Source organism: Pseudomonas oligotrophica, assembly GCF_021726475.1.
Classification (GTDB): domain Bacteria; phylum Pseudomonadota; class Gammaproteobacteria; order Pseudomonadales; family Pseudomonadaceae; genus Stutzerimonas; species Stutzerimonas oligotrophica.
The window spans coordinates 276,576-301,929 of the sequence record NZ_JAKJRU010000003.1 but is presented as its reverse complement, the minus strand read 5'-3'; the positions used below and the strand labels follow the sequence as shown (position 1 = coordinate 301,929).

Here is a 25,354-nt window from a genome sequence, read left to right as displayed (position 1 = left end):
AGAAACGTAATCTTTCCATCAGCTCCATGTAAGGCCGCGAGGTCTATCTTGAAGGCATCCATCCCGGAGGCCGGCCATGCAACGCAGCGGAACTCCCCAGCCTTTCTGGCGCAGCCCCGCCGGCATCGCACTGCTGATGCTGGCGTCGATCGTGCTGTTCTATCTGGTGCGCGAACATCTGACGCATACCGCCGAAGCACTGCCTTACCTGATCCTGCTGCTCTGCCCGCTACTGCACCTGTTCGGCCACAGACACGGAGGCCACGATGGCGACCGCTGACCAGCCCGGCAACCACTCCCACTCCCACGCACACGCGCATCACCACCCCGCCCAGCACTCGCAGCCACCCCACCTAGCCGAAACCGCGACCGAACAGGACCCGGTGTGCGGCATGCCGGTGGCCGGCGACAGCCCGCTGCATGCCAGCCATGGCGGGCGCGACTACCACTTCTGCAGCCAGCGCTGCCTGGACCGCTTCATCGCCGAGCCGCAGCGCTATGCGGGTGCCGAGCCCGCGGCGGCGCCGGTCGAGGGCGACCCGGCCGCCGAGTACACCTGCCCGATGCACCCGGAGATCCGCCAGATCGGCCCCGGCACCTGCCCCAAGTGCGGCATGGCGCTGGAGCCGGTGATCCCCGAGCTGGAGGAGCAGGAAAACCCCGAGCTGCGCGATTTCTCCCGGCGCTTCTGGTGGACCCTGCCGCTGACGGTGATCGTCACCCTGCTGGCGATGGCCGGACATTCGCTGGCGCTGTTCCACGGCGCCACGCAGAACTGGGTGGAACTGCTGCTGGCGACGCCGGTGGTGCTCTGGGCTGGCTGGCCGTTTTTCGTGCGCGGGGTGCAGTCGATCCGCCAGCGCAGCCCGAACATGTGGACGCTGATCGGCCTGGGTACCGCCGCGGCCTATGTCTACAGCGTGGCAGCGACACTGGCGCCACAGCTGTTCCCGGCGACTTTCCTGGAGGATGGGCGCATCGGCGTCTACTACGAGGCGGCGGCGGTGATCATCTCGCTGACCCTGCTCGGCCAGATGCTCGAGCTGCGCGCGCGCTCGCAGACCTCGGCGGCGATCAAGTCGCTGCTCGGCCTGGCGCCGAAGACCGCGCGGCGGATCAACGCCGACGGCAGCGAGGAGGACATCGCCCTGACCCACGTGCACCTCGGCGACCGCCTGCGCGTGCGCCCCGGCGAGAAGGTGCCGGTGGACGGTCGCGTGCTCGAGGGCGAAAGCGCGGTGGACGAATCGATGCTCACCGGCGAGCCGCTGCCGGTGACCAAGCGCAGCGGCGACGCGTTGATCGGCGCCACGCTCAACACCCACGGCAGCCTGGTGATGGAAGCGCAGAAGGTCGGCGCGGCGACCATGCTCGCGCAGATCGTGCAGATGGTCGCCCAGGCCCAGCGCAGCCGCGCGCCGATGCAACGCCTGGCCGACCTGATCGCCGGCTGGTTCGTGCTGGTGGTGATCGCCATCGCCGTGCTGACCTTCTTCGGCTGGGGCCTGTTCGGCCCGCAGCCGAGCTGGGTGTTCGGCCTGATCAACGCGGTCGCGGTGCTGATCATCGCCTGCCCCTGCGCGCTGGGCCTGGCCACGCCGATGTCGGTGATGGTCGCCACCGGCAAGGCCGCCGGCAGCGGCGTGCTGTTCCGCGATGCCAGCGCCATCGAGAACCTGCGCAAGATCGACACGCTGATCGTCGACAAGACCGGCACCCTCACCGAGGGCCGCCCGGCCTTCCACAGCGTGGTCGCCGCGCCCGGCTTCGGCGAGGACGAGGTACTGCAACTGGCGGCCAGCCTCGACCAGGGCAGCGAGCACCCGCTGGCCCACGCCATCGTCGAGCGCGCCCGCGGGACCGGCGTGCAACTGAGCCCGGTCGAGCACTTCGAGTCGGCCTCGGGCATCGGCGTGCGCGGGCGCGTCGCCGGTCGGCGCCTGCTGCTCGGCAACACGGCGCTGCTCGATGAAGGCGGCGTCGACAGCGACGCGCTGCGCCAGCGCTCCGAAGCGCTGCGCGCCGAAGGCGTGAGCATCATGTACCTGGCGGTCGACGGCACGCTGGCCGGGCTGCTGGCGGTGGCCGACCCGATCAAGCCCACCTCGCGCCTGGCGGTCGAGCGGCTGCAGGCCGATGGCGTCCGGGTGGTCATGGCCACTGGCGACGGGCTGACCACCGCACGCTCGGTGGCGCGCCAGCTGGGCATCGAGGAGGTGCACGGCGAGGTCAAGCCGCAGGACAAGGAGCGCCTGGCCGCCACCCTGCAGCAGGCAGGGCACCGCGTGGCGATGGCCGGCGACGGCATCAACGATGCACCGGCGCTGGCGCGCGCCGACGTCGGCATCGCCATGGGCACCGGCACCGACGTGGCGATGAACAGCGCCCAGGTCACCCTGGTCAAGGGCGACCTGCTGGGCATCCTGCGCGCGCGCAGCCTGTCGGTGGCCACGGTGCGCAACATGCACCAGAACCTGACCTTCGCCTTTCTCTACAACAGCCTGGGCATCCCGCTGGCGGCCGGCCTGTTCTACCCGCTGACCGGCCACCTGCTGTCACCGATGATCGCCGCGCTGGCGATGAGCGTCAGCTCCGCCTCGGTGGTGTTCAACGCACTGCGCCTGCGCAAGGCCGATGTCGACGGGGGGCTTGACCTTGCCACGATGTCAAGGTCGAGCATCGGCCCAGGTCACTGAGGAGATCGCCATGAACACCACCACGTTGAAAGTCACCGGCATGAGCTGCGGCTCCTGCGTGCGCCATGTCACCGCGGCCCTCGAGGGGCTGGACGGCGTCGGGCGCATCGATGTGGAACTTGCCGGCGGCATCATCCGGGTCGAAGGTAGCGCCCAACCCGAGACGTTGATCGCTGCCCTCGACGAGGCCGGCTACCCGGCCGAAGCCACCGCCACGGCGCCCGCCGCGCCGGCGAAGAAAACCGGTTGCGGCGGCAGCTCCGGCTGCTGCTGCCGCTGACCCACCCTCTGGAGAACGCGCATGAACAAATACCTCGCCACCCTCGCCGCCCTGCTGGTTTCGGGCCTGGCCCAGGCGGCCGACGTGATCGACGTGCACCGCGACGCCAACTGCGGCTGCTGCAAGGACTGGATCAAGTACCTGCAGGCCAACGGCTTCGAGGTGCGTGACCATGTGGAGAGCGACATGCCGGCGGTCAAGCAGAGCCTCGGCGTCGTACCGCGGCTGGGCTCGTGCCACACCGGGGTGATCGACGGCAAGTTCGTCGAGGGCCACGTGCCGGTGGCGGCGATCCGCGACCTGCAGCAGCGCGATGACCTGCTCGGCGTTGCCGCACCCGGCATGCCGGCCGGCTCGCCGGGCATGGACTACGGCCAGGCGAAGCAGCGCTACCAGGTCATCGGCCTGACCCGCGACGGCCGCGACCTGGCACTCGGCGAGTACCTGGGCGACCAGGCGCAGCGCTGAAGGCATCGCATGGGCTGGATCATCACCAAATACCTGCTCACCGCCGCGGTGGTGGTGCTGGTTTCGGAAGTCGCCAAGCGCAGCGATCGGCTCGGCGGCTTCCTCGCCGCCCTGCCGCTGATCACGGTGCTGGCGATGGTCTGGCTGCATGTCGAACGGCAGCCCCTGGAGAAGATTGCCAACCATGCCTGGTACACCTTCTGGTACGTGCTGCCGACCTTGCCGATGTTCCTCGTCTTCCCGCGCCTGCTGGCGCGACTGGGCTTCTGGCCGGCGCTGCTGGCCGGCGCGCTGCTGACCGTCGCCTGCTTCGGCCTGCTGGCGCTGCTGTTGCGGCGCTTCGGCATCGAGTTGCTGTAGGCGGCCGGCTCGGCTGCGTTCCAGACGTCGGCGGCCCGCCACCAGGCGAAACTGACAAAACCGTAATCTTCGGCTCAGCTTGTCGTCAGATCGATCGCGCTATGGTTGCCCATCGAGACTGCGACACGTTGTCCAGGCGCAGTCACCCACCGGATCAACAGGACCAGCATGCAATCGACCAGCTCTCGGCGCACCTTCGTCAAAAGCCTTGCCGCCGGCGGTGCCTTCGCCGGGCTCGGGTTGTGGCGCCAGCCCGTCTGGGCGCTGACCAGCCCCGGCCAGCCGACGGTACTCAGCGGCAGCCAGTTCGACCTGACCATCGATTCGATGGAGGTGAACTTCAGCGGCAAACGCCGCACCGCGATGGCCATCAACGGCAGCATCCCCGGCCCGCTGCTGCGCTGGCGCGAGGGTGACAGCGTGACCCTGCGCGTGCGCAACCGCCTGCCGCAGGACACCTCCATCCACTGGCACGGCATCCTGCTGCCGGCCAACATGGACGGCGTGCCCGGTTTCAGCTTCGCCGGCATCGCCCCGGACGGCCTGTACGAGTACCGCTTCACGGTGAAGCAAAGCGGCACCTACTGGTACCACAGCCATTCGGCATTCCAGGAGCAACTCGGCGTCTACGGCCCGCTGATCATCGATCCGAAGGAGCCGGAGCCGTTCGCATACGAGCGCGACTACGTGGTGTTCCTCTCCGACTGGACCGACGAGAGCCCGGCGCGGGTGCTAGCCAAGCTGAAGAAGCAGGCCGACTACTACAACCAGGGCCGCCGTACGCTCGGCGACTTCATCGGCGACGTCGCCGACAAGGGCTGGCGCGAGACCGTCAGCGAGCGCTGGGCCTGGGCCAGGATGAACATGTCGCCCACCGATCTCGCCGACATCAGTGGCGCGACCTATACCTACCTGCTCAACGGCCAGGCGCCGGACGGCAACTGGACCGGGCTGTTCCAGCCGGGCGAGCGCATCCGCCTGCGCCTGATCAACGGCTCGGCGATGAGCTACTTCGACTTCCGCATCCCCGGCCTCAAGCTCACCGTGGTCGCCGCCGACGGGCAGAACGTCGAGCCGGTATCGGTCGACGAGATCCGCCTGGCGGTGGCGGAAACCTATGACGTGATCGTCGAGCCGGACGGCAGCCAGGACGCCTACACGCTGTTCGCCCAGGCCATGGACCGCTCGGGTTATGCGCGCGGCACGCTGGCCGTGCGCGAAGGCCTGCAGGCCCCGGTGCCCGAGCCCGACCCGCGCCCCGAACTGAGCATGGACGACATGGGCCATGGCGATCACGCCGCCCATGGCCAGGCTGCCGCGCCTGCGCAGAGCGATGGCCCTCACGCCGGGCATGGCGCGATGAATCATGGGCAGATGGACCACGCCGCAATGGGCCACGGCGGTATGGATCATGGCAGCGGCATGGATCACGCAGCCATGGCGGGCATGGATCATGGCCAGGCAGGCACGATGGACCACGACACCATGGGGGCCATGCAGGCGCACCCGGCCAGCGAGACCGACAACCCGCTGGTGGACATGCAGACCATGACCCCGGTGCCCAAGCTGGACGACCCCGGCATCGGCCTGCGCGACAACGGCCGGCGGGTGCTGACCTACGCGGACCTGCGCAGCACCTTCGCCGATCCGGATGGCCGTCAGCCGAGCCGTACCCTCGAGCTGCACCTGACCGGCCACATGGAGCGCTTCGCCTGGTCGTTCGACGGCATTGCCTTCGCCGATGCCGAACCGATCCGCCTCAAGTACGGCGAGCGCGTGCGCATCGTGCTGGTCAACGACACCATGATGCACCACCCCATCCACCTGCACGGGCTGTGGAGCGATCTGGAAGACGAGAACGGCAATTTCCTGGTGCGCAAGCACACCATCGACATGCCGCCGGGCTCGAAACGCAGCTACCGGGTCACGGCCGACGCCCTCGGCCGCTGGGCCTACCATTGCCACATGCTGATGCACATGGACCTCGGGATGTTCCGCGAAGTCCGCGTAGAAGAATGACGGAGAAGCTCATGAACGCAATCAAGCAAACCACCCTGCTCGCCTTCGGCCTGGCCGCCACCCTCAGCCTCGGCATCGCCCACGCGCAGCAGAGCGAGCACGACGGCCACCATCCGGCAAACGCACCGGCCGAGCAGGCCGCGCCGCCGGCCACCCAGCCCAAGCCGCAAGGCGGGATGCAGGGCATGGACCACGACAAGATGATGCAGATGCACGACCAGCACATGGGCAATGGCCAGATGATGGACCACCAGAACATGGGCCACGGCCAGATGATGGATCACGGCAACATGGGCCAGGGCACGCCGCAGAAGGACATGCCCAAGGATGCCGAGAAGGGCAACCCGCATGCGCATTGAGACGCTGCCCGTCGCCGTCGTGCTGAGCCTGGCCGCCGTCGCGGCGCAGGCCCAGCAGGCCATGGATCATAGCGGCCACGCCGGCCATGACGCACCGATGCAGCAGGCGCCGATGGACCACGGCGCCATGGATCATGGCAGCCACGGCTCGATGGCCCATCCGCCGGCCACCGGCGTACCGCCGGGCCAGGAATCGCGCACTCCAGTGCCGACGATCCGTGACACGGATCGCGCCGCCGCCTTCCCCGAACTGCCGCCGCACCGCATGCACCAGGGCGGGAGCAACTTCCTGTTCCTCGCCGACCAGCTGGAATGGCAGGACGCCGACGAAGGCAGCGCCCTGGCCTGGGACATCTCCGGCTGGTATGGCGGCGACATCGATCGCCTGGCCTTCCGTTCCGAGGGCGAGCGCACCGCCGGCCACACCGAGGAAGCCGAGCTGCAACTGCTCTGGAGCCACGCCATCGGCCCCTGGTGGGAAACCGTCGCCGGCGTGCGCCAGGACTTCAAGCCCGGCTCGCCGCAGACCTGGGCCGCGTTCGGCGTGCAGGGCATGCCGCTGTTCGGCCTGGAGACCGAGGCCACGGCCTTTCTCGGCGAGGGCGGCCAGAGCGCGCTGCGCCTGGAAGCCGAGTACGACATCCTGCTGACCCAGCGCTGGGTACTGCAGCCCACCGCCGAGCTCAACCTGCACGGGCGCAACGACGAAGCGCGTGGCGTCGGCTCCGGGCTCAGCGATGCGAATGTCGGGCTGCGCCTGCGTTACGAGATCAGCCGCCAGTTCGCGCCCTATGTCGGCGTGACCTGGAACCGTGCCTACGGCAACACCGCCGACCTACTGCGTGATGACGGCGAGGATGTCAGCGACACCCGCCTGGTCGCTGGCATACGATTCTGGTTTTGAGCACAGCCCACCCCATGAAAACAACAATCAAGATCCTTGCGCTAACCGGCGTCGTGCTGGCCGTCGCCGGTGCCGGCGCCGTCTACTCCGGCGCCTTCAATGTCGCCGCCGATGCACCGCATGCACAACCGATCGAGCGCCTGCTGGAGCTCGCCCGCGAGCGCTCGATCGCCGTGCGCAGCCGCGACATCGAGGTGCCGGACCTCGACGACGAGGCGCTGATCCGCTCCGGCGCGGGCAACTACCAGGCCATGTGCATCGGTTGCCACCTGGCGCCGGGGCTGCCATCGACCGAATTGAGCGAAAGCCTCTATCCCGCGCCGCCGAACCTGGCCGAGCTGGGCCACGGCGGCGACCCGGCGCGGGCCTTCTGGATCATCCGCCACGGCATCAAGGCCAGCGGCATGCCGGCCTGGGGCCGGAGCATGGGCGACCCGTACATCTGGGGCATGGTCGCCTTCCTCGAGCGCCTGCCGCAGCTGGACGCCGGCGAGTACCGCGCGCTGGTCGCCTCCAGCGAGGGGCACCAGCACGGCGGTGGTGAGTCGGACATGCACGACCACAGCAACCAGCATTCGAGCCACGCCGCGCCGGACGATGCGGGCGCATCGCACCACGGCGGCGAGCACCACGGCGAAGCCAAGGCCGCGCCTGCCGAAACCAAGGTGCACCATCACGCCGACGGCAGCCGCCACGTGCATTGACCGCGGCGGCCCCTCAGCGGCGCAGGCGGCGGGCGAACAGCCTGGCCAGCAACTGTGCCGAGCTGCCCAGCGGCACGCCGCGCAGGCTGAGGATGCCGATCGACATCGGCGGCGGCACCGGCGCCACGGCAAAGCGCTGGATACCCACCGAGAACAGCGAGTCGCTGAACAGGTCGGTGGGGCCGAAGCCGATGTAGTCGGTGCGCCGCATCAGTTCGAGCATCAAGGTCAGTGACGCACAGCGCACGATGTTCTTCGGCGCCTCGAGCCCCTGGCTGGCCAGCCAGCGCAACAGGTGGTTGCCCAGGCTGCCATCGGTGAGGTTGAGCACCCAGCTGGCGTCCTTCAGCTCACCCCAGCTACGCGCCTCGGCCAGCGGGTGCCCAAGCCGGCCGGTCGGCACCGCCTGCGCCTGGGCCAGCGGCTCGAACAGCACTTCGTAGGGCAGGTCGTCCGGATTGGCCAGCGCCAGGGCGAAATCCAGCCGCCCTTCCATCAACCCCGGCAGCACGTGGGTCAGCAGGCCTTCCTCGAGGCTCAGGCTGGCATCCGGCTGGGCGCGCCGGAATTCGGCGAGGATCGGCGGCAGGATGGTCGCCGCCACCAGCGGTGTCAGTGCGATCGCCAGGCGCGCGCCGGCGCCGCCGCGCAGCTGGCGGATCTCCTCGCGGGCGCGCTCGAGGGTCGCCTGGGCCAGCCGCGCGTGCAGCAGCAGCGCCTCGCCCGCCGGGGTGAAGGCGATGCCCCGGTAGCTCCGCATCAGCAACTCCGCCCCGACGTCCTCCTCCAGCTCGCGCAGCGCCTTGGTCAGGGCACTCTGGCTGAGGTTCATGGCACGCGCCGCGGCGCGGATCGAGCCGGATTCGGCGACCTGGACAAGCCCGCGCAGCTGGTGGTCCTTCATCTTGGTGATTCCTTCTGGTTGTCACCCACTCGAAAATACTGCCTTTCATGGAGCACCACAAACCCTATGATCGGCTCCATGAACACTCAAGACCTGATCCAGCCCGACGAAGCCGCCATGCAGTCCTGGCGGCGCACCATTCACCAGCATCCCGAGCTCGGCTTCGCCGAATTCGCGACCAGCCGGCTGGTGGCCGAGTGCCTGGCGCAGTGGGGCTACGAGGTGCACACGGGAATCGCCGTCACCGGCGTGGTCGGCACCCTGCGCTGGGGCGACGGCACGCCGCGGCTCGGCTTGCGCGCCGACATGGACGCCCTGCCCATCCAGGAGCTGACCGGCCTGCCGTGGGCCAGCCGCACCCCGGGGCAGATGCATGCCTGCGGCCATGACGGCCACACCGCCATGCTGCTCGGCGCCGCCCAGGCGCTGGCGCGGCTGCAGCAGGACGGCCAGCTCGGCGCCAACGGCACCCTGCAACTGATCTTCCAGCCGGCCGAAGAGCTGGGCGGCGGCGGCGGCGCCCGGCGCATGCTCGATGAGGGGCTGCTGGAGCGCTTTCCCTGCGATGCCCTGTTCGCCATGCACAACTATCCCGGCGTACCCGTCGGCCACTTCCGCTTTCGCGAGGGGGCATTCATGGCCTCGTCCGATCGCGTGCTGATCCGCTTCAACGGCAAGGGCGGCCACGGCGCGCTGCCGCACCTGGCGGTCGACCCGATGCTGCCGGCGGCGGCCACCGTGCTGGCGCTGCAGAGCATCGTCGGGCGCAACGTCGACCCGGTCGAGGCGGCGGTGATCAGTGTCGGCCGCATCAGCGCCGGCGACACCTACAACGTGATCCCGGAAAGCGCGGAGATGGAACTGAGCGTCCGCGCCCTGCGCGCGGAGGTGCGCGAACGGCTCGAAACGCGCATCCGCGCGCTGGCCGAGGGCCAGGCCGCGGCGTTCGGCGCCGGCTGCGAGGTGCACTACCAGCGCGGCTACCCGGTGTTGAACAACAGCGCGCAGGAGACGCGCCTGGCCGTCGAGGTAGCGCGCGAGCTGGTCGGCCCGGCGTGCGTGATGGACGACAGCCCGCCGATCAGCGGCAGCGAGGACTTCGCCTTCTTCCTGCAGCAGGTGCCGGGCTGCTACCTGCTGATCGGCAACGGCAACAACGGCTTCGGCGGAGGTGAACACCTCGGCCCCTGCAGCGTGCACAACCCCCACTACGACTTCAACGACGCCTGTCTGGCGCCCGGTGCGGCCTTCTGGCTGGCACTGGGCAAGCGGTACTTCGCCCGCTGACGGCGCCGTGGCGTGCTCTCATAACAACAAATAGGTACGACGGCATGAACACCCAACCCGCAGCACCCGCCCGCAAACAGGTCCTGGCGGCCATCATCGGCAACGCCCTGGAGTGGTACGACTTCATCGTCTTCGGCTTTCTCGCCGTGGTCATCTCGCGGCTGTTCTTCCCGGCCGAGAGCGAGTACAGCGCACTGCTGATGGCGACCGCGACCTTCGGCGTCGGTTTCTTCATGCGTCCGGTCGGCGGGGTGCTGCTGGGCATCTATGCCGACCGCCGGGGACGCAAGGCCGCGCTGCAGCTGATCATCGCGCTGATGACGCTGTCGATCGCGATGATCGCCTTCGCCCCGCCGTTCGCCGCGATCGGCGTCGCGGCACCGTTGCTGATCGTGCTGGCGCGGCTGCTGCAGGGCTTCGCCACCGGCGGCGAGTTCGCCAGTGCCACGTCCTTCCTGATCGAAAGCGCGCCGGCCAATCGCCGCGGCCTGTATGGCTCCTGGCAGATGTTCGGCCAGGGCCTGGCGGTGTTCTGCGGCGCCGGTGTCACCGCGCTGGTAACCCACGGCCTGTCGCCGCAGGACCTGGATGCCTGGGGCTGGCGGATTCCCTTCATGATCGGCCTGGTGATCGGCCCGGTCGGCCTGTGGATGCGCCGCAACCTGGCCGAAACCGAGGCCTTCCTCGAGGCACGCCAGGCTCCGAAGGAACAGCAGTCGCTGAGCCGCATGCTGCGCCAGCATCTGCGCCAGGTGCTGACGGTGATGGCGCTGACGGTCTGCGGCACGGTCAGCTTCTACATGATCCTGGTCTACATGCCGACCTTCGCCAACCGCCAGCTGGGCCTGGAACTGGACGACGCCTTCACCGCCCAGGTGATCGCCGTCGCCGTGCTCACGCTGCTGATGCCGGTGTTCGGTGCACTCTCCGACCGCATCGGCCGCAAGCGCCTGATCCTCCTGGCGAGCGCCAGCCTGCTGGTCGCGCTGTACCCGCTGTTCAGCTGGATCCACGCCGCGCCCTCGTTCGAGCGGCTGGTCGCCATGCAGGTGCTGCTCTGCGCCGTGCTGGCGGCGTTCTTCGGCCCCTTCTCCGCCGCGGTGGCCGAGCAGTTTCCTGCCGGCGTGCGTTCCACCGGGCTGGCGTTGGCCTACAACGTGGCGGTGATGATCTTCGGCGGCTTCGCCCAGTTCATCGTGACCTGGCTGATCCACGCCACGGGCATCGCCATCGCGCCGGTGTTCTACGTACTGTTCGCCGTGGTGCTCGGCCTGATCGGCGCCTGCTTCCTGATCGACCGCACCCACGAGGCGCACCTGGCAGCCGTCGATGCCGACCCGTCGCGGCCGCCTGTGCCGGCGCCGTCCCGTCCGGCGATCGCCCAGGGCCTCTGAGACCAGCGCCTCGGGCCACCTCCGGGCCCGCAGCGACACCCCGGCCCGGCGCCGCACGCCGGCCGGCCCCAGCAGCACCACCTCAATCGGGAACAACAATAATGAACCGCATCCAGACCCTCGGTGCGCGTGCCTGCGCGTGCCTCCTGGCCAGCCCTTGCCTGCTCGCCGCACCGCTGGCCAGCGCCGGCTTCGCCGACGACAGCAAGGCCAGCCTGCAGCTGCGCAACTACTACCTCAACCGCGATTTTCGCCACGACGGTGCCGGGCAGGCCAAGGCGGCCGAATGGGCGCAGGGCTTCGTCGCGCGCTTCGAATCCGGTTTCAGCGAGGGGCCGCTCGGAGTCGGCCTCGACGCCATCGGCGCGCTCGGCGTCAAGCTCGATTCCAGCCGTGATCGCCGCGGCACCGGGCTGCTGCCGTTCGGGCCGGACAGCCAGGAGCCGGTGGACGACTACAGCGAACTCGGCCTGACCGCCAAGCTCAAGGTCGCCGATAACACGCTGCGCCTCGGCACCCTGCTGCCCTGGCTGCCGGTGGCCATCTACAACGATACCCGCCTGCTGCCCTCGACCTTCCAGGGCGGCATGCTGACTTCCCAGGCGCTGCCCGGGCTGACCTTCAACGGCGGCCGCCTGACCCGCGCCAACCTGCGCGACTCGTCAAGCCGCGACACGCTCGGCTACGGCAGCGCCAGCAGCGATGCCTTCGACTTCGCCGGTGGCACCTATGCCTTCAACCCACAACTGTCGGCCAGCTACTACTACGGCAAGCTGCAGGACATCTACAGCCAGCACCATCTCGGCCTGCTGCACAACCTGCCACTGGGCAGCGGCTTCAGCCTGCGCAGCGACCTGCGCTACTTCGACAGCCGCGGCGCAGGCGAACGCCGTGCCGGCGAGGTCGACAACCGCAACTTCAACGGCCTGATCGGTCTCGGCCACGGCGGCCACCGGTTCAGCGCCGGCTGGCAGGAACAGTCGGGCCGCAGTGCCTTCCCGGTGCTCAACGGCGGCGCCGCCTATGTCGTCAACCTGGTCACGCTGCACGACTTCACCCGCGCCGGCGAGGACTCCTGGCAGTTGCGCTACGACTACGACTTCGCCGCGCAGGGCATCCCCGGGCTTACCTTCATGACCCGCTATGTCGACGGGCGCAACGTGCGCGCGGCCGGGACCGACAACGGCCAGTCGTGGGAACGCGACAGCGATCTCACCTACGTGGTGCAAAGCGGCAGCCTGAAGGGGTTGAGCCTGCAATGGCGCAACCTGAGCTTTCGCTCGGGCAACGGCCTGACCACCGACATCGACGAGAACCGCCTGATCATCGGCTACAGTCTGCCGCTCTGGTAGGCCACGCGAGGCGAGCGCCGACGCGCCCGGCAGAAAAGAATCGCCCCGCCGGGCCCAATGCCAGGCGGGGCGCGGCCGGTCAGCCCTTGAGCTTGCGGGCGATGTTGGCGACCAGCTCGCCCTGGTAGCGTGCCATGGTCAGTTCCTTCTCCGAGGGCTGGCGCGAGCCGTCACCGCCGGCGATGGTCGAGGCGCCGTAGGGCGTGCCGCCGTTGACTTCGGAGACATCGGCGAACTCGGGAATGCCATAGCCGGTGGGCACCAGGATCATCCCGTGGTGCGCCAGGGTGGTCCAGGTGGAGGTGATGGTCATTTCCTGGCCGCCGCCGGTGCCGGTGGAGGTGAACACGCTGGCCACCTTGCCGTGCAGCTTGCCCTGGGCCCAGAGGCCACCGGTCTGGTCGAGGAAGTTGCGCATCTGCCCGGACATGTTGCCGAAGCGGGTCGGCGTGCCGAAGATGATCGCGTCGTAGTCGGCCAGCTCGGCCGGGCTGGCCACCGGCGCGCTCTGCTCGAGCTTGCCACCGGCCTTCTTGAAGGCCTCCTCGGGCATGGTCTCGGGCACGCGCTTGACGGTCACCTCGGCCCCGGCGACGCGACGCGCGCCTTCGGCCACGGCGTTGGCCATGGTTTCGATATGGCCGTACATGGAATGGTAGAGCACCAGAATCTTCGCCATTGCTGCGGTTCCTCGTTGGGTGGTTTGTTTCGTTGCATGCCGGGGTTGGAGAACCCCGGGCAGTTCGTCGTTCCCGCCGGGACGCGGTTTCAGCCCGCGTCCACCAGGACGATCTCGCTGTCTTCCAGCGCCTCGACGTCCAGCTGTGCCTCGTCGCGCACCGCCACGCCGTCGCCGGCGGCGGCCAGCACGCCGTTCACGCGGATCCGGCCGCGGGCCGGCACCAGGTAGACCTTGCGCCCGCTTCCTATGGCATAGCCGGTGCGCTGTCCGGCCGCCAGTGTCGCCGCCGCCAGGCGCGCATCGGCGCGGATCGGCAGGGCGTCGTCATCGCCGGGGATGCCGCTGGCCAGGGTGACGAAGGCACCGGCCCGCTCGCCGGCCGGGAACGGCCGCGTGCCCCAGGACGGCGGCAGGCCGGAGCGCTCCGGGAAAATCCAGATCTGGAACAGGCGGGTTTCGACGTCCTCGAGGTTGAACTCGCTGTGCACGATGCCGGTGCCGGCGCTCATCACCTGCACGTCGCCGGCCTCGGTCCGGCCGCGGTTGCCCAGGCTGTCCTCGTGGGTGATAGCACCCTGGCGCACGTAGGTGATGATTTCCATGTCGCGGTGCGGGTGCGGCGGGAAGCCGGACTGCGGCGCAATGCTGTCGTCGTTCCACACCCGCAGCTTGCCCCAGCGCAGGCGGGCCGGGTCGTGGTACTCGGCGAAGGAAAAGTGATAGCGGGTGTCCAGCCAACCGTGATTGGCAGCGCCCAGTTCGGCGCGGGGACGAAGTTCGATCATCGCGGGGGTCTCCAACAGGTCCGGGCTCACAGCCCGTGTTGGAGACATCTTGCTTCAGCCAGAATCAGAAATGTGCGTCATTTTCCGAGCAAACCAATCTATCGGATAGATATGTCAGCGGCTGGCGGGGAATCGTTTGACCGCGTCCAGCCAGGCGTCGTCCAGGCGCTCCTGCTCGATGTCGAGGCCGCGCGCCTGCATGGCCTCGCGGTGGCCGTCGATCTCGCGTACCAGATCGCCCAGCGCCGTGAGGTTGCCGTCGAGCTGGTGCATCTGCGTCACGCCCAGGTGATAGAAGCGCAGCAGCTTCATCGCCTGCTCGTCGCCGGCGGCCACCCCGGCCTTCACGTGGTGCATCAGGTTGGTGATGCGCATCAGGCTGCGCTTGAGCTGCCAGCCGTACGCCGCTTCGGCCATCCACGGCTGCGACCAGAACAACCGGCGCACCAGGACGATGGTGGCCAGCAGCCCGGCCGCCACGCCGAGGCCATTCCAGCGCAGGTTGTCGCCGCCCGGTTCGCCGAACAACGCAACCGCCAGCGCCGCAAGCCCCATGGCCAGCAGCGCGAACGTCAGGGCGACGATCAGGGTGCTGCGGCGGGTGCGCTGGCGATAGCGCTCGGCGCTCATCGGCTTGATTTCGAAGATGACCATCGGTGGATTCCTTGCTGGCTGCGGCGGCGCGCATTATGCGCCAGCGCCGGCGCGCCCGCTAAACCGGCTCAGGGCTGGATGTCGATACTGCCCTGCAGGTACTGCACCGCCGCGCCGGCGACCTGCACGCGCTCGTCCTCGACCCGGCAATGCAGCAGCCCGCTGCGTGCCGAAGCCTGCAGCGCAGTCAGCGAGCGCTTGCCCAGGCGTGCGGCCCAGTAGGGCGCGAGCCCGGCGTGAATGGAGCCGGTCACCGGGTCCTCGTCGCCGCCATTGGCCGGCCAGAAGTAGCGCGAGACGAAGTCCTGCCGGTCGCCGGGCGCGGTGACCACCACATCCAGCGGCGCCAGCGCCTTGAGCGCCTGCAGGTCGGGGGCGATGGCGCGTACCTGGGCTTCGCTGGCGTAGACCGCGAACCAGGCCTGTACGCTGCGCAGCACCTGCTGCGGCGCCAGCTCTAGCGCATCCAGCAGGATCTGCGGTGGCTGCTCCACCGGTTGCGGCGCACGCAGGGGAAAGCTCATTTCCAACAGGCCGTCGTCACGGCGAAGCACTTCGATCGCGCCTACCGCAGCGGCGCGGAAGGTCAGCGGCGCCTCGGCCAGGCCCTGCTCGAGGATGACGAAGGCGCTGGCCAGCGTGGCATGCCCGCAGAAGTCGATTTCGGTCAGCGGCGAGAACCAGCGGATATGGAAGGCGCCATCGGCCTCACGGACGAAGAAGGCGGTCTCGGAAAGATTGTTCTCGGCGGCGATGGCCTGCATCCGCGCATCGCTCAGCCAGTGCGGCAGCGGCACGACGGCCGCCGGGTTGCCCTTGAACAGCTCGTCGGTGAAGGCATCGATCTGGAATAGCGGCAGCTTCATGGCGTCCTCGCAAGGCGCGGCGGAGCCCTGCGCCCCGCCCGTTCAGCGGCACCATAGGGCCAGCGCCGGCGGCCTGCAAACGCTCATTTGACCCACTGCGGATAGACCCCGAGGCCGGCCTGCAGGCGCGCGTGGTGCGCACCAGCGCTCGCCGACGTCGCATTGCGCGCTGCCGGCTGGCCGAGCGCATCGCCGCGAAAGAAGAAGCGGCGCCCGTCGGCGAAGCTGAGGAACAGCCCGAGCACGGCCTTGTCCAGGGCAACCAGCACGACCCGGCCATCGCCGAACAGGTCGGCGCTGCGCGCGTATCCCTGGTAGGGCCCACCATCGAACTGCAGCGGCTGCCAGTTGACCTGGTGGCCGAACTGGCTGGGCAGCACCGCAGGCGGCGTCGCGGCCTGCAGGTAGTGCAGGCTGTCCGGGCTTGCCAGCACCGGCAGCTCGGGGTAGTCGGCCAGGCCCGAAGCATGGTCCCAGCGCGGACAGCCGAGCAGGATGCGGTCGATGTGCAGGCCGTCGCGCTCCAGCTGGTCGCGCACCGCCCGCACCTGGCCGTAACGCTTGGTGCGCCAGGGCATCACCGCGTCCCACTGCGCGTCGATCTGCCGGCCCAGGCCGGTGCCGAACAGCAGTCGGACGCCACGGTACTCGATCAGCAGCGCGACATGATCGACCGGCAGCGGTTGCTGCCAGCCACCGTTGCGCCAGGCGTAATCGGCCTGGCTCTCGGTCTGCGCGGTGCGCACCAGGCTGAAACGCAGCTCCTCGGCAACCGCCAGCGCCGCACCGCCAAGCCCCAGCAGCGCGCACAGCACTATCCTGAGCATGCTCATGGCCCACCCTCTTCTTCCGAGCTGAGAGGGCGACGGCAATGACACGAGGCAGCCCGGCGGCCGGCGTCAACGCATGAAGCATAGTTCGCCGCCGTTTCGCTGTCCGATCGAAAAATGCGGGCCAATGCGGGGCGATTCATCGATGTACTCCTGTCACAGGCCGGGCATGCCGAGGTAGCCCGGCAAGGCGCGGATACGCGCGAACCAGGCCTGCAGCGCCGGGTAGGCGCCAAGCTCGAGGCCCGCATCGCCGGCCAGCGCGACATTCGGGTAGACGGCGATATCGGCGATGGTCGGCTGCACCGTCTCGGCCAGCCAGGCATGTTGGGTCAGATGCCGCTCCAGCGTGCGCAAGGCGCTCAGCGCGCGTGCCTGGGCCAGTTCCTCGTCGATCGGCCGGCCGAACAACCGGCCCAGGCGCAACGTCGCCGGGCCGTGCTGCGCCTCGTTGGCGGCGAAGCTCAGCCAGCCGGCGATGCGCCCCTGGGTCTCGGCATCCTGCGGGTACCAGCTGGCCTCGGCATAGCGCCGCGCCAGGTAGACCAGGATCGCCTGGCCATCGCCGAGGCGGAACTCGCCGTCCTCCAGCGCCGGCACCTGGCCGCGCGGGTTGATCGCACGGAAGGCCGGCTGCTTGTGCTCGCCGGCCAGCAGATTGACCGGTACCAGCTCCACCGGCTGGCCGATCAGGCTGAGGAACAGGCGAACCTTGTGGCAATTGCCGGACAGCGTTACGTCGTGGAGCTTCATGGTAGTGCCCTTCGTTGTGGGGTGTGCCTGGATAATAGACAGACCTGTCTGTACACTGCAAGCACCCACGACGATCACCGCCGACTGGAGCGCACGGCGACCGCTCCCGCATAATGCTCGGCCCACAGGAGGCATCCATGGCATCGAACAAGCGCGACCAGTTGCTCGGCACCGCAGAAGAGCTGTTCTACCGCGAGGGCTACCACGCCACGGGCATCGACCGGATCCTCGCCGAATCCGGCGTGGCCAAGATGACCCTGTACAAGCACTTCCGCTCCAAGGATGAGCTGATCCTCGCCGTGCTCGACGCCCGCCACGAGCAGATGCTGGCGCGCCTGCGCGAGCGTGCCGCCCGGCTGGCACCGCGCGAGGCGCTACTGGGGGTGTTCGACGGGCTGCACGGGATGATCCATGGCAACGACGCGTTCTGCGGCTGCCTGTTCGTCAACGCCGCGGCCGAATACCACGACCGCGACCATCCCATCCATCGCCGCGCGGCGACCTACAAGGCCGAACTGCAGGCGCACCTGCGCGAGCTGCTGGAACGCCTGCACGCCCCGCAGCCGGCGCAGCTGGCGCGCCAGCTGCAATACCTGCTCGAGGGCGCGCTGAGCATGGCGCACATCGAAGGCCCCGGCGAGCAGGCGCTGGACGCCCGCGCGGCGGCCGAGCGGCTGCTCGAGGCCGCCGGCATCTGAGCCCGGGTCACCCGCTCAGCGGGTGCCGGCCTCGCCTTCCCTGACCCTGAACCAGGCCGCGTAGAGCGCCGGCAGGAACAGCAGCGTGAGCGCCGTGGCGACCACCAGCCCACCCATGATCGCCACCGCCATGGGCCCGAAGAAGATGCTGCGCGACAGCGGGATCATCGCCAGCACCGAGGCCAGCGCGGTCAGCACGATGGGCCGGAAGCGCCGCACGGTGGCGTCGACTATCGCGTTGAAGCGGTCATGCCCGGCGCCGATGTCCTGCTCGATCTGGTCCACCAGGATCACCGAGTTGCGCATGATCATGCCCGACAGCGCGATGGTGCCGAGCATGGCGACGAAGCCGAACGGCTGGCCGAACACCAGCAGGAACAGCGTCACGCCGATCAGCCCGAGCGGCGCGGTGAGGAACACCATGGCCGAGCGCGAGAAGCTCCTGAGCTGCACCATCAAGAGGGTCATCACCACGATGGCGAACAGCGGCAGGCCGGCGTTGACCGACTTCTGCCCGCGCTGCGCATCCTCCACGGTGCCGCCCACTTCCAGCAGGTAGCCGCTGGGTAGCTCGGCGCGGATGTCATCGAGGCTCGGCGAGATCTGCGTGACCAGCGACGCCGGCTGCTGCTCGCCGTAGATGTCGGCGCGCACGGTGACGGTCGGCAGGCGGTTGCGGTGCCAGATCACCCCTTCCTCGAAGCCGTACTCCAGCGTCGCCACCTGCGACAGCGCCACGCTGCGGCCGCTCTGCGTGGGGATCGCCAGGCTCGGCAGCAGCGACAGGTCGCTGCGCTCGCGATCGGTGCCGCGCAGCAGGATCTCGATCAGTTCGTTGTCCTCGCGGAACTGGCTGACCGTGCCGCCGACGAAGGTGCGCCGCAGGAACGCCGACAACTCGGCGGTGCTCACACCCAGTGCGCGGGCGCGGTCCTGGTCGACATTCAGCCGCACCACCTTGCTCGGCTCCTGCCAATCCAGGTGCACGTTGGCCACATGCGGATTCTGCCGGACCCGGGCAGCGACCTGGCGCGCCAGGTCGCGCACCACGTCGATGTGCTCGCCGGTGACGCGAAACTGCACCGGATAGCCCACCGGCGGACCGTTCTCCAGCCGCGTGACGCGCCCGCGCAGGTTGCTGAAATCCTCGCGCAGGCGCTCGATCAGCCAGCTGCGCAGCGTCTCGCGCGCCTCGACGCTTTCGGCCAGCACGACGAACTGGGCAAAGCTGGCCGCCGGCAGTTGCTGGTCCAGCGGCAGGTAGAAGCGCGGCGAGCCGGTACCGACATAGGCCACGTAGTTGTCGATACCCACGCGGTCCTTCAGCATCGCCTCCAGACGCTGCACCTCGGCCTCGGTGGCCTTGAGCGAGGCGCCCTCGGCCAGCTTGAGGTCGACCATCAGCTCGAGCCGCCCGGAGGCCGGGAAGAACTGCTGGGGCACCAGGCGGAACAGCCCGAGCGCGGCGACGAAGGCGACCAAGGTCAAGGCGATGACGGTCTTGCGTCGGCGCACGCAGGCGGCGACCAGCCGGCGCACGCGACGATAGAACGCCGTGCCGTAGGGGTCGTGCAGGTCTTCGCCGGCGCCGTGCTTGCGCGCGGCCTTGGCGGCCATGTCCGGCAGCAGGCGCTCGCCGAGCAGCGGGACGAACATCACCGCGGCGATCCAGGAGGCGACCAGGGCGATGGTCACCACCTGGAAGATCGAACGGGTGTACTCGCCGGTGCTGGAGTTGGCCGTGGCGATCGGCAGGAAGCCGGCCGCGGTGATCAGCGTGCCGGTGAGCATGGGAAACGCTGTGCTGGTCCAGGCGTAGCTGGCCGCGCGGAGACGATCGAAGCCCTGCTCCATCTTTATCGCCATCATCTCCACCGCGATGATCGCATCGTCCACCAGCAGGCCCAGCGCCAGCACCAGCGCGCCGAGGGAGATCTTGTGCAGGCCGATGTCCAGGTAGTGCATGGCGGCGAAGGTCATCGCCAGCACCAGCGGAATCGACAGCGCCACCACCAGGCCGGTGCGCAGCCCGAGGGAAAAGAAGCTGACCAGCAGGACGATCACCAGCGCCTCGACCAGCACGCGGACGAACTCGCCGACGCTGGTCTTCACCGCCGCCGGCTGGTCGGAGACCTTGTTCAGCTCCAGACCGGCCGGCAGCTCCTGCTGCAGCCGGGCGAACTCGGCCTCCAGCGCCTCGCCGAGCAGGAGGATGTCCCCGCCGCTCTTCATCGACACCGCGATGCCCAGCGCCGGCTCGCCCATGAAGCGCATGCGCGGCGCCGGCGGATCGTTGAAGCCGCGATGGATCTCGGCCACGTCGCCGATGCGGAAGGTGCGCCCGGCCACGCGGATCGGGAAGTCGCGGATCTGCTCGACGGTCTCGAAGCTGCCGGACACGCGCAGTTGCACGCGGTCGCTGAGGGTCTCGACGAAGCCGGTGGCGCTCACCGCGTTCTGCGCCTCCAGCGCCTGACGCACGGCGTCCAGCGGCACGCCGAGGGTGGCCAGCTTGACGTTGGACAGCTCGATCCAGATCTTCTCGTCCTGCAGCCCGATCAGCTCGACCTTGGCGACGCTGGGCACCCGCTGCAGCTGCAGCTGGATGCGGTCGGCGTAATCCTTGAGCACGGCGTAGTCGAAGCCCTGGCCGGTCAGCGCGTAGATGTTGCCGAAGGTGGTGCCGAACTCGTCGTTGAAGAACGGCCCGATCACCCCCGGCGGCAGGGTATGGCGGATATCGCCGATCTTCTTGCGGATCTGGTACCAGAGCTCGGGGATGTCCTTGGAACGCATGGCATCGCGCGCCATGAAGGTGACGTTGGACTCGCCGGGCCGCGAGAAGGAGACGATGCGCTCGTACTCGCCGGTCTCCATCAGCTTCTTCTCGATGCGTTCGGTGACCTGCCGGGACACCTCCTCGGCCGTCGCCCCGGGCCACTGCGTCTGGATCACCATCGCCTTGAAGGTGAACGGCGGGTCTTCGCTCTGGCCGAGCCGGCTGTAGGACAGCGCGCCGACCACGGCGACCAGCAGCATCAGGTAGACCACCAGCTGGCGATGCTGCAGCGCCCAGGCGGAAAGATTGAAGCGCATCGCGGCTTACTCCTGGCGGCCCGGTTCGACGGGGCGGTTGTTGCGGTCCACCGGGCGGACTTCCTGGCCCTCCTCGAGCAGCTGCACGCCGGCCAGCACGACCCAGTCATCCGCCTCGAGTCCCTCGAGCACCGGCACCAGGCGCTCGCCGAAGGCGCCGGTACGCACCGGCGCGCGCTCCACGCGGTTGTCGGCGGTCAGCCGCCAGACGAACGCCCGGCCCTGCTCGGCGGTCAGCGCCGACAGCGGCACCGCCAGCGGCACGCTGTCCTGCAGGGCAATGCTCACGCGGGCGCTCTGGCCCAGCTCGGCAGGCACCTCGGCCTGCTCGAAGGCGACCCGCGCCGAGTAGGTGCGCGAGGTGGGATCGGCGGCCGGCGACAGCTCGCGGATGCGCCCGGGGAAACTCCGTCCCGGCTGCGACCAGAGTTCGACTTCTACCTGCTGGCCGATGCGATAGCGTTCGAACAGCTGCTCCGGCAGGCTGATGGCTACCTCGCGCTCGCCGTCGGCCGCCAGCACGAAGGCCGGCTGCCCGGCGGCCACCACCTGCCCGACCTCGATGCTGCGGCGGGCGATGACACCGTCGCTGCTGGCCCGCAGCACCGCATAGTCGACCTGGTTGCTGGCCACGTCGTACTCGGCGCGCGCCTGCTTGAGCCGCGCCGCAGCGGCGCGGTAGGCATTGTCGGCGCTGTCGAACTGCGACTGGCTGACCAGCTGGCGCGCCTGCAGCGCCCTGTAGCGGTCGTACTCGGCCTTGGCCACGCGCAGGTTGGCCTCGGCGGCCGATAGCTGCGCGCGCATACCCTCGAGCTGCAGGCGTACGTCCTGCGGGTCGAGGCGCGCCAGCGGCTGATCCTTGCGCACCCGATCGCCGGCCTCGACCAGCCGCTCGACCACCTTGCCGCCGATGCGGAACGCCAGTTCCGGCTCGTAGCGCGCATGCACCTCGCCCGGATAGTGCTCGCTGGCTTCGGCCGCCGGCTGCGGCTGCACCACCATCACCGGGCGTGGCGGCTGCGCCACCGGCTCGCCGTTGCCACAGGCGGCCAGCGACAGGGCGAGGACGAAAATCGAAACGAAAGGCAGGACAGGATGGCGCACGGTGGGATCTCGCTCTGTCGCGGAGGCGGCGGGAATACTTATACTGGCCGGTATAGTAAAAATGCCGTACCGACCAGTCCAGTATTAAAAACCGCCATGATCGACCAGCATTCCCCTGCTTCCGGCCCCGGCCGACCGAAGGACCCCGCCAAGCGCGAGGCCATCCTCAACGCGGCACGCCTGCTGTTTCTCGGCAACGGCTACGAAGGCAGCAGCATGGACGCCATCGCCGCCGAGGCGGGCGTCTCCAAGCTCACGCTGTACAGTCATTTCAAGGACAAGGAGGCGCTGTTCTGCGCCGCGGTGAAGAGCACCTGCGAGACTCGCCTGCCGCGCCGGCTGTTCCAGCTCGACGGCCGGCCCATCGCCGCGGTGCTGCTGGAGATCGGCCAGGCCTTCCAGTCACTGGTCAACAGCCCGGAATCGCTCGGCCTGCACCGGGTGATGGTGGCGCTGGCGGCGCACAACCCGCAGCTGGTGCGGATGTTCTACGACGCCGGCCCGCAGCAGCTGCTCGACGACCTGGAACGGCTGTTCGCCCAGGCCCATGCCGAGGGCCGGCTGCACGCACCGGACGCGCTGCGCACGGCCGAGCACTTCTGCGCGCTGATCAAGGGCGGCCTGCACTTCCGCCTGCTGATCGGCCGCGACGAGGCGGTGGACGAAGCCTGCGCGCAGCGCCAGGTGGCCGATGCCGTGGCCTTCTTCCTGCGCGCGACGCAGCCGGCCTGAGGCCGGCGCTCAGCTGCCGAGCTTCTTCTTCGGATAGATGTCGTAGCGGCTGGACTTGCCTTCCAGGCTGTAGGCCGGCCTGGCCCCCTCGATGACCGGCGCCTTGCGCGGGCGCTTGACCACCACGCGGTGGCTGGCGAGCTGCAGCGCCGCCGCCAGCAGTGCCGGCGCATCCAGGTCGTCGCCGACGAAGGGGCGGAACAGGCGCATCTCCTTCTTCACCAGCGCGCTCTTGTCGCGGTGCGGGAACATCGGATCGAGATAGATCACCTGCGGCGGCGCCTCGCCCCAGGCGCCCATCAGCGCGATGGCGTCGCCCTGCAGCAGGCGCATGCGCGCGACGATGGGCGCGACTTCGGCATCGCCCGCCGCACGCAGCAGGCCGTCCTCCAGCAGCGCGGCGATGATCGGCTGGCGTTCGATCAGCGTCACCGGGCAGCCCAGGGTGGCCAGCACGAAGGCATCGCGCCCCAGCCCGGCGGTGGCATCGAGCACCTGCGGGCGCACGCCCGGCTGCACGCCCACCGCCTTGGCGATCATCTGCCCGCTGCCGCCGCCGAACTGCCGGCGGTGCGCAGCCGCGCCTTCGAGGAAGTCCACCCGTACCGGCCCCGGTGCCAGGTCCTCGAGCAACTGCAACTGCAGGCCCTGGTCGCCCAGCTGCAGGGCGAACTCGGCCTCGGCCAGCTCCAGCGGCAGGCCGAGCCGTGCCGCCCAGGCGGCCGCCGCTTCACGGAACGACGGGGCGAGCGGTTCGATGCGGATCTTCACGGACATGGGACAGGCAGACCTGGCTGGCGGGCCGCGCATTGTGCCAGAGCCACCAGGCGCCTAGCGACAGAGGCCGAAACCGCCCATGTCGACATGCAGGTGGTCGTGATGGGCGGCGTTGTACTCCGGCCCCAGGGTGACGCGGAAGGCCTTGCACGCCGCGTCGTGCACCTGGCGCAGGAAGCGCGCCTTGTCACCCTCGCCCTGCCAGTCGCGCGCCACGGTGATGCGCGTGCCGTCGGCCAGGCGGAAGCCGGCCAGGTCCAGCGCATTGGCGCTGGCATGCTGGCTGCGCCGGTTGCTGCGGGCGATGTTGCGGCAGGCGAAGCTGCCGAAGTGCTCGACCTGCACCACCGGCTGGCCGAACACCGCCTGCGCCGCCGGCTGCAGGCCATGGCGCTCGAACAGCGCATAGGCCGCCGCCAGCGGACAGGTGGCGAGGAAGGCGCCGTTGAAGCGCACCTCGCCCTGCTGCACGCGCACCGCGTTCTGCACCGGGCAGCCCGGCTGCGGCGTGCTGTCCGGGACCGCCTTGTAGCGCAGTTCGGCGCTGGCCAGGGCCTGCTCGCACAGGCCGCGATCCTGCTGCAGGCGACGCAGCTTGAACGAGGTCAGCAGGTTCGGCGACTCGCGCAGGTCCAGCGGTGTCCAGGGGTTCCAGCGCGGCGGAATGTCGACATGCCCTTCGCGCACCGCCAGGACGAAACCGGCGGCGAGCAGCAGCAGGACGAGGAACAGGCGACCAAGGCTCATGTGCTGTTGGCAACGCCGGCCGCGGCAAGTTTGCCCGGCGTCGTTACAAGACGTGAGCGCTGGCCAGCAGCGACAGTTGCGGCGGCTCGGCCCATGCCGGCAACGCCGGCAGCCCCGGCAGGCGTTCGCCCAGCAGGCTGTGGAAGCGATACGCCAATTCGGGTGCGCGATGGTTGTCCGGGGTGTGCAGGTAGACGTGCGGGGTCAGCCCCTGCTCGATCCAGCCGGCCAGCTTGTCCAGCCAGGGCGCCAGGAAGCGGTCGTTGGCCGGCAACTCGGGATGGCCGATGAAGCGCAGCTGCGGCGCCCGGCTGAAGGCGGTCGGGCGCACCGGCAGGCGCGGCTTCTTGCCCTGCGCGTGGAGCACGGCGGGTGCCGTCGAGCTGCAGCTGAACAGCGCCCGCGCGTCCAGGCAGATGCGCTCCACCGCACGGTCGCGAAGCAGTCGGTTCAACGCGCGCTCCTCCTCGCCGCGGGCGAAGAACGCCGGATGGCGCACTTCCACCGCCAGTTGCACATCCAGCACCTCGATGAAAGTGGCCAGCTCGGCCAGGCGGCGCGGGCCGAAGCTGGCCGGCAACTGCAGCCAGAACGGCGTCACGCGCGGCCCCAGCGGCCGCAACAGCTCGCGGAACTCGCCGGCCAGCAGCAGGGCCTCGCGCAGGTCGGCAGCCTGGCTGATCTCGCGCGGGAACTTGGCGCAGAAGCGAAAGCCTGCCGGCATCCGGCTCGCCCAGCGGCTGACCTTGTCGGCGGACGGCCAGGCATAGAGGGTGGTGTTGCCCTCGACGCTGTTGAACACCTCGCAGTAGCGCGCCAGGAACTCACCTGCCGCAAGCCCCGGTGCGTACAGCGAACCGCGCCAGGCCGGCTCGTTCCAGCCCGGGCAACCGAGGAAAT

General features: G+C 69.3%; 26 protein-coding genes. 14 read left to right on the top strand and 12 right to left on the bottom strand.

All coding sequences use genetic code 11. The features are described from left to right. The first annotated feature begins 76 nt into the window (after window positions 1-76). The 9 genes from L3N39_RS08430 (at window position 77) to L3N39_RS08390 (ending at window position 7,790) form a co-directional block, all read left to right on the top strand. The gene (locus L3N39_RS08430; RefSeq protein WP_008570355.1) at window positions 77-280 is read left to right on the top strand and encodes a DUF2933 domain-containing protein; all 204 of its coding nucleotides are present in this window, start codon (window positions 77-79) and stop codon (window positions 278-280) included. Window positions 281-392: 112 nt separating this feature from the next. After that, complete coding sequence (locus tag L3N39_RS08425; protein ID WP_237257076.1) at window positions 393-2,696, top strand: heavy metal translocating P-type ATPase; 2,304 nt, start codon at window positions 393-395, stop codon at window positions 2,694-2,696. A gap of 10 nt (window positions 2,697-2,706) precedes the next feature. Next, a complete protein-coding gene (locus tag L3N39_RS08420; RefSeq protein ID WP_237256878.1) occupies window positions 2,707-2,976 on the top strand; it encodes a heavy-metal-associated domain-containing protein in 270 nt (89 codons plus the stop codon). A 21-nt stretch (window positions 2,977-2,997) separates the two neighbouring features. Next, on the top strand, window positions 2,998-3,444 hold the full coding sequence (locus L3N39_RS08415) for a DUF411 domain-containing protein (RefSeq protein WP_237256877.1): 447 nt from the start codon (window positions 2,998-3,000) through the stop codon (window positions 3,442-3,444). 9 nt (window positions 3,445-3,453) lie between these two features. Then, on the top strand, window positions 3,454-3,804 hold the full coding sequence (locus L3N39_RS08410) for a DUF3147 family protein (RefSeq protein ID WP_237256876.1): 351 nt from the start codon (window positions 3,454-3,456) through the stop codon (window positions 3,802-3,804). A 168-nt stretch (window positions 3,805-3,972) separates the two neighbouring features. Further along, window positions 3,973-5,823 (top strand): copper resistance system multicopper oxidase, encoded by a 1,851-nt coding sequence (locus L3N39_RS08405; RefSeq protein ID WP_237256875.1) that lies wholly within the window; start codon window positions 3,973-3,975, stop codon window positions 5,821-5,823. An 11-nt stretch (window positions 5,824-5,834) separates the two neighbouring features. Continuing rightward, window positions 5,835-6,182, top strand: coding sequence for a hypothetical protein (locus L3N39_RS08400; protein WP_237256874.1), 348 nt, complete (start codon window positions 5,835-5,837; stop codon window positions 6,180-6,182). Then, window positions 6,172-7,086, top strand: a complete 915-nt coding sequence (locus L3N39_RS08395) for a copper resistance protein B (protein ID WP_237256873.1) — start codon at window positions 6,172-6,174, stop codon at window positions 7,084-7,086. Before L3N39_RS08400 ends, L3N39_RS08395 begins: the two co-directional genes overlap by 11 nt. A gap of 14 nt (window positions 7,087-7,100) precedes the next feature. Continuing rightward, a complete protein-coding gene (locus L3N39_RS08390; RefSeq protein WP_237256872.1) occupies window positions 7,101-7,790 on the top strand; it encodes a c-type cytochrome in 690 nt (229 codons plus the stop codon). 13 nt (window positions 7,791-7,803) lie between these two features. On the opposite strand, the gene L3N39_RS08385 is transcribed toward L3N39_RS08390, so the two are convergent. Beyond that, a complete protein-coding gene (locus L3N39_RS08385) occupies window positions 7,804-8,694 on the bottom strand; it encodes a LysR substrate-binding domain-containing protein (RefSeq protein ID WP_237256871.1) in 891 nt (296 codons plus the stop codon). Window positions 8,695-8,772: 78 nt separating this feature from the next. Between L3N39_RS08385 and L3N39_RS08380 the strand changes: the two genes are divergently transcribed. The 3 genes from L3N39_RS08380 to L3N39_RS08370 all read left to right on the top strand — a co-directional run bounded on the left by L3N39_RS08380 (window position 8,773) and on the right by L3N39_RS08370 (window position 12,727). Beyond that, window positions 8,773-9,981 (top strand): M20 aminoacylase family protein, encoded by a 1,209-nt coding sequence (locus tag L3N39_RS08380; protein WP_237256870.1) that lies wholly within the window; start codon window positions 8,773-8,775, stop codon window positions 9,979-9,981. Between the two features lie 44 nt (window positions 9,982-10,025). Continuing rightward, entirely contained in the window at window positions 10,026-11,375 is a 1,350-nt protein-coding gene (locus tag L3N39_RS08375) for an MFS transporter (RefSeq protein ID WP_237256869.1), read from the top strand. A 101-nt stretch (window positions 11,376-11,476) separates the two neighbouring features. Then, complete coding sequence (locus L3N39_RS08370; protein ID WP_237256868.1) at window positions 11,477-12,727, top strand: OprD family porin; 1,251 nt, start codon at window positions 11,477-11,479, stop codon at window positions 12,725-12,727. A 79-nt stretch (window positions 12,728-12,806) separates the two neighbouring features. Here the strand turns inward: L3N39_RS08370 and wrbA are convergent, their stop codons facing one another. The 6 genes from wrbA to L3N39_RS08340 all read right to left on the bottom strand — a co-directional run bounded on the left by wrbA (window position 12,807) and on the right by L3N39_RS08340 (window position 17,297). Next, window positions 12,807-13,406, bottom strand: coding sequence for an NAD(P)H:quinone oxidoreductase (wrbA, locus tag L3N39_RS08365; protein WP_237256867.1), 600 nt, complete (start codon window positions 13,404-13,406; stop codon window positions 12,807-12,809). An 89-nt stretch (window positions 13,407-13,495) separates the two neighbouring features. Continuing rightward, window positions 13,496-14,194: a pirin family protein gene (locus tag L3N39_RS08360; protein ID WP_237256866.1), complete on the bottom strand. Its 699-nt coding sequence runs from the start codon at window positions 14,192-14,194 to the stop codon at window positions 13,496-13,498. Between the two features lie 114 nt (window positions 14,195-14,308). After that, the gene (locus L3N39_RS08355; protein WP_237256865.1) at window positions 14,309-14,848 is read right to left on the bottom strand and encodes a DUF3087 domain-containing protein; all 540 of its coding nucleotides are present in this window, start codon (window positions 14,846-14,848) and stop codon (window positions 14,309-14,311) included. A 68-nt stretch (window positions 14,849-14,916) separates the two neighbouring features. Continuing rightward, window positions 14,917-15,714 carry a PhzF family phenazine biosynthesis protein gene (locus tag L3N39_RS08350; RefSeq protein WP_237256864.1) on the bottom strand — a complete coding sequence of 266 codons (798 nt, stop codon included), beginning with the start codon at window positions 15,712-15,714 and terminating at the stop codon, window positions 14,917-14,919. Between the two features lie 83 nt (window positions 15,715-15,797). After that, complete coding sequence (locus L3N39_RS08345; RefSeq protein ID WP_237256863.1) at window positions 15,798-16,547, bottom strand: MBL fold metallo-hydrolase; 750 nt, start codon at window positions 16,545-16,547, stop codon at window positions 15,798-15,800. A gap of 153 nt (window positions 16,548-16,700) precedes the next feature. Further along, window positions 16,701-17,297: a glutathione S-transferase family protein gene (locus tag L3N39_RS08340; protein WP_237256862.1), complete on the bottom strand. Its 597-nt coding sequence runs from the start codon at window positions 17,295-17,297 to the stop codon at window positions 16,701-16,703. A 137-nt stretch (window positions 17,298-17,434) separates the two neighbouring features. Between L3N39_RS08340 and L3N39_RS08335 the strand changes: the two genes are divergently transcribed. Next, complete coding sequence (locus L3N39_RS08335) at window positions 17,435-17,995, top strand: TetR/AcrR family transcriptional regulator (RefSeq protein ID WP_237256861.1); 561 nt, start codon at window positions 17,435-17,437, stop codon at window positions 17,993-17,995. Between the two features lie 15 nt (window positions 17,996-18,010). Here L3N39_RS08335 and L3N39_RS08330 read toward each other — a convergent pair whose 3' ends face one another. Together L3N39_RS08330 and L3N39_RS08325 are read right to left on the bottom strand one after the other, a co-directional pair. Continuing rightward, window positions 18,011-21,091, bottom strand: coding sequence for an efflux RND transporter permease subunit (locus tag L3N39_RS08330; protein WP_237256860.1), 3,081 nt, complete (start codon window positions 21,089-21,091; stop codon window positions 18,011-18,013). 6 nt (window positions 21,092-21,097) lie between these two features. After that, on the bottom strand, window positions 21,098-22,198 hold the full coding sequence (locus tag L3N39_RS08325; protein WP_237256859.1) for an efflux RND transporter periplasmic adaptor subunit: 1,101 nt from the start codon (window positions 22,196-22,198) through the stop codon (window positions 21,098-21,100). Window positions 22,199-22,294: 96 nt separating this feature from the next. Between L3N39_RS08325 and L3N39_RS08320 the strand changes: the two genes are divergently transcribed. Continuing rightward, complete coding sequence (locus tag L3N39_RS08320) at window positions 22,295-22,930, top strand: TetR/AcrR family transcriptional regulator (RefSeq protein ID WP_250646489.1); 636 nt, start codon at window positions 22,295-22,297, stop codon at window positions 22,928-22,930. Window positions 22,931-22,939: 9 nt separating this feature from the next. Here the strand turns inward: L3N39_RS08320 and L3N39_RS08315 are convergent, their stop codons facing one another. From L3N39_RS08315 to L3N39_RS08305, 3 genes are read right to left on the bottom strand one after another with little or no spacing between them, the layout of a single operon-like run. Continuing rightward, the gene (locus tag L3N39_RS08315; protein ID WP_431978012.1) at window positions 22,940-23,740 is read right to left on the bottom strand and encodes a class I SAM-dependent methyltransferase; all 801 of its coding nucleotides are present in this window, start codon (window positions 23,738-23,740) and stop codon (window positions 22,940-22,942) included. Between the two features lie 21 nt (window positions 23,741-23,761). Continuing rightward, window positions 23,762-24,454: an extensin-like domain-containing protein gene (locus L3N39_RS08310; RefSeq protein ID WP_237256857.1), complete on the bottom strand. Its 693-nt coding sequence runs from the start codon at window positions 24,452-24,454 to the stop codon at window positions 23,762-23,764. A gap of 43 nt (window positions 24,455-24,497) precedes the next feature. Then, a complete protein-coding gene (locus L3N39_RS08305) occupies window positions 24,498-25,307 on the bottom strand; it encodes a DUF72 domain-containing protein (protein ID WP_237257074.1) in 810 nt (269 codons plus the stop codon). Window positions 25,308-25,354 lie beyond the last annotated feature (47 nt).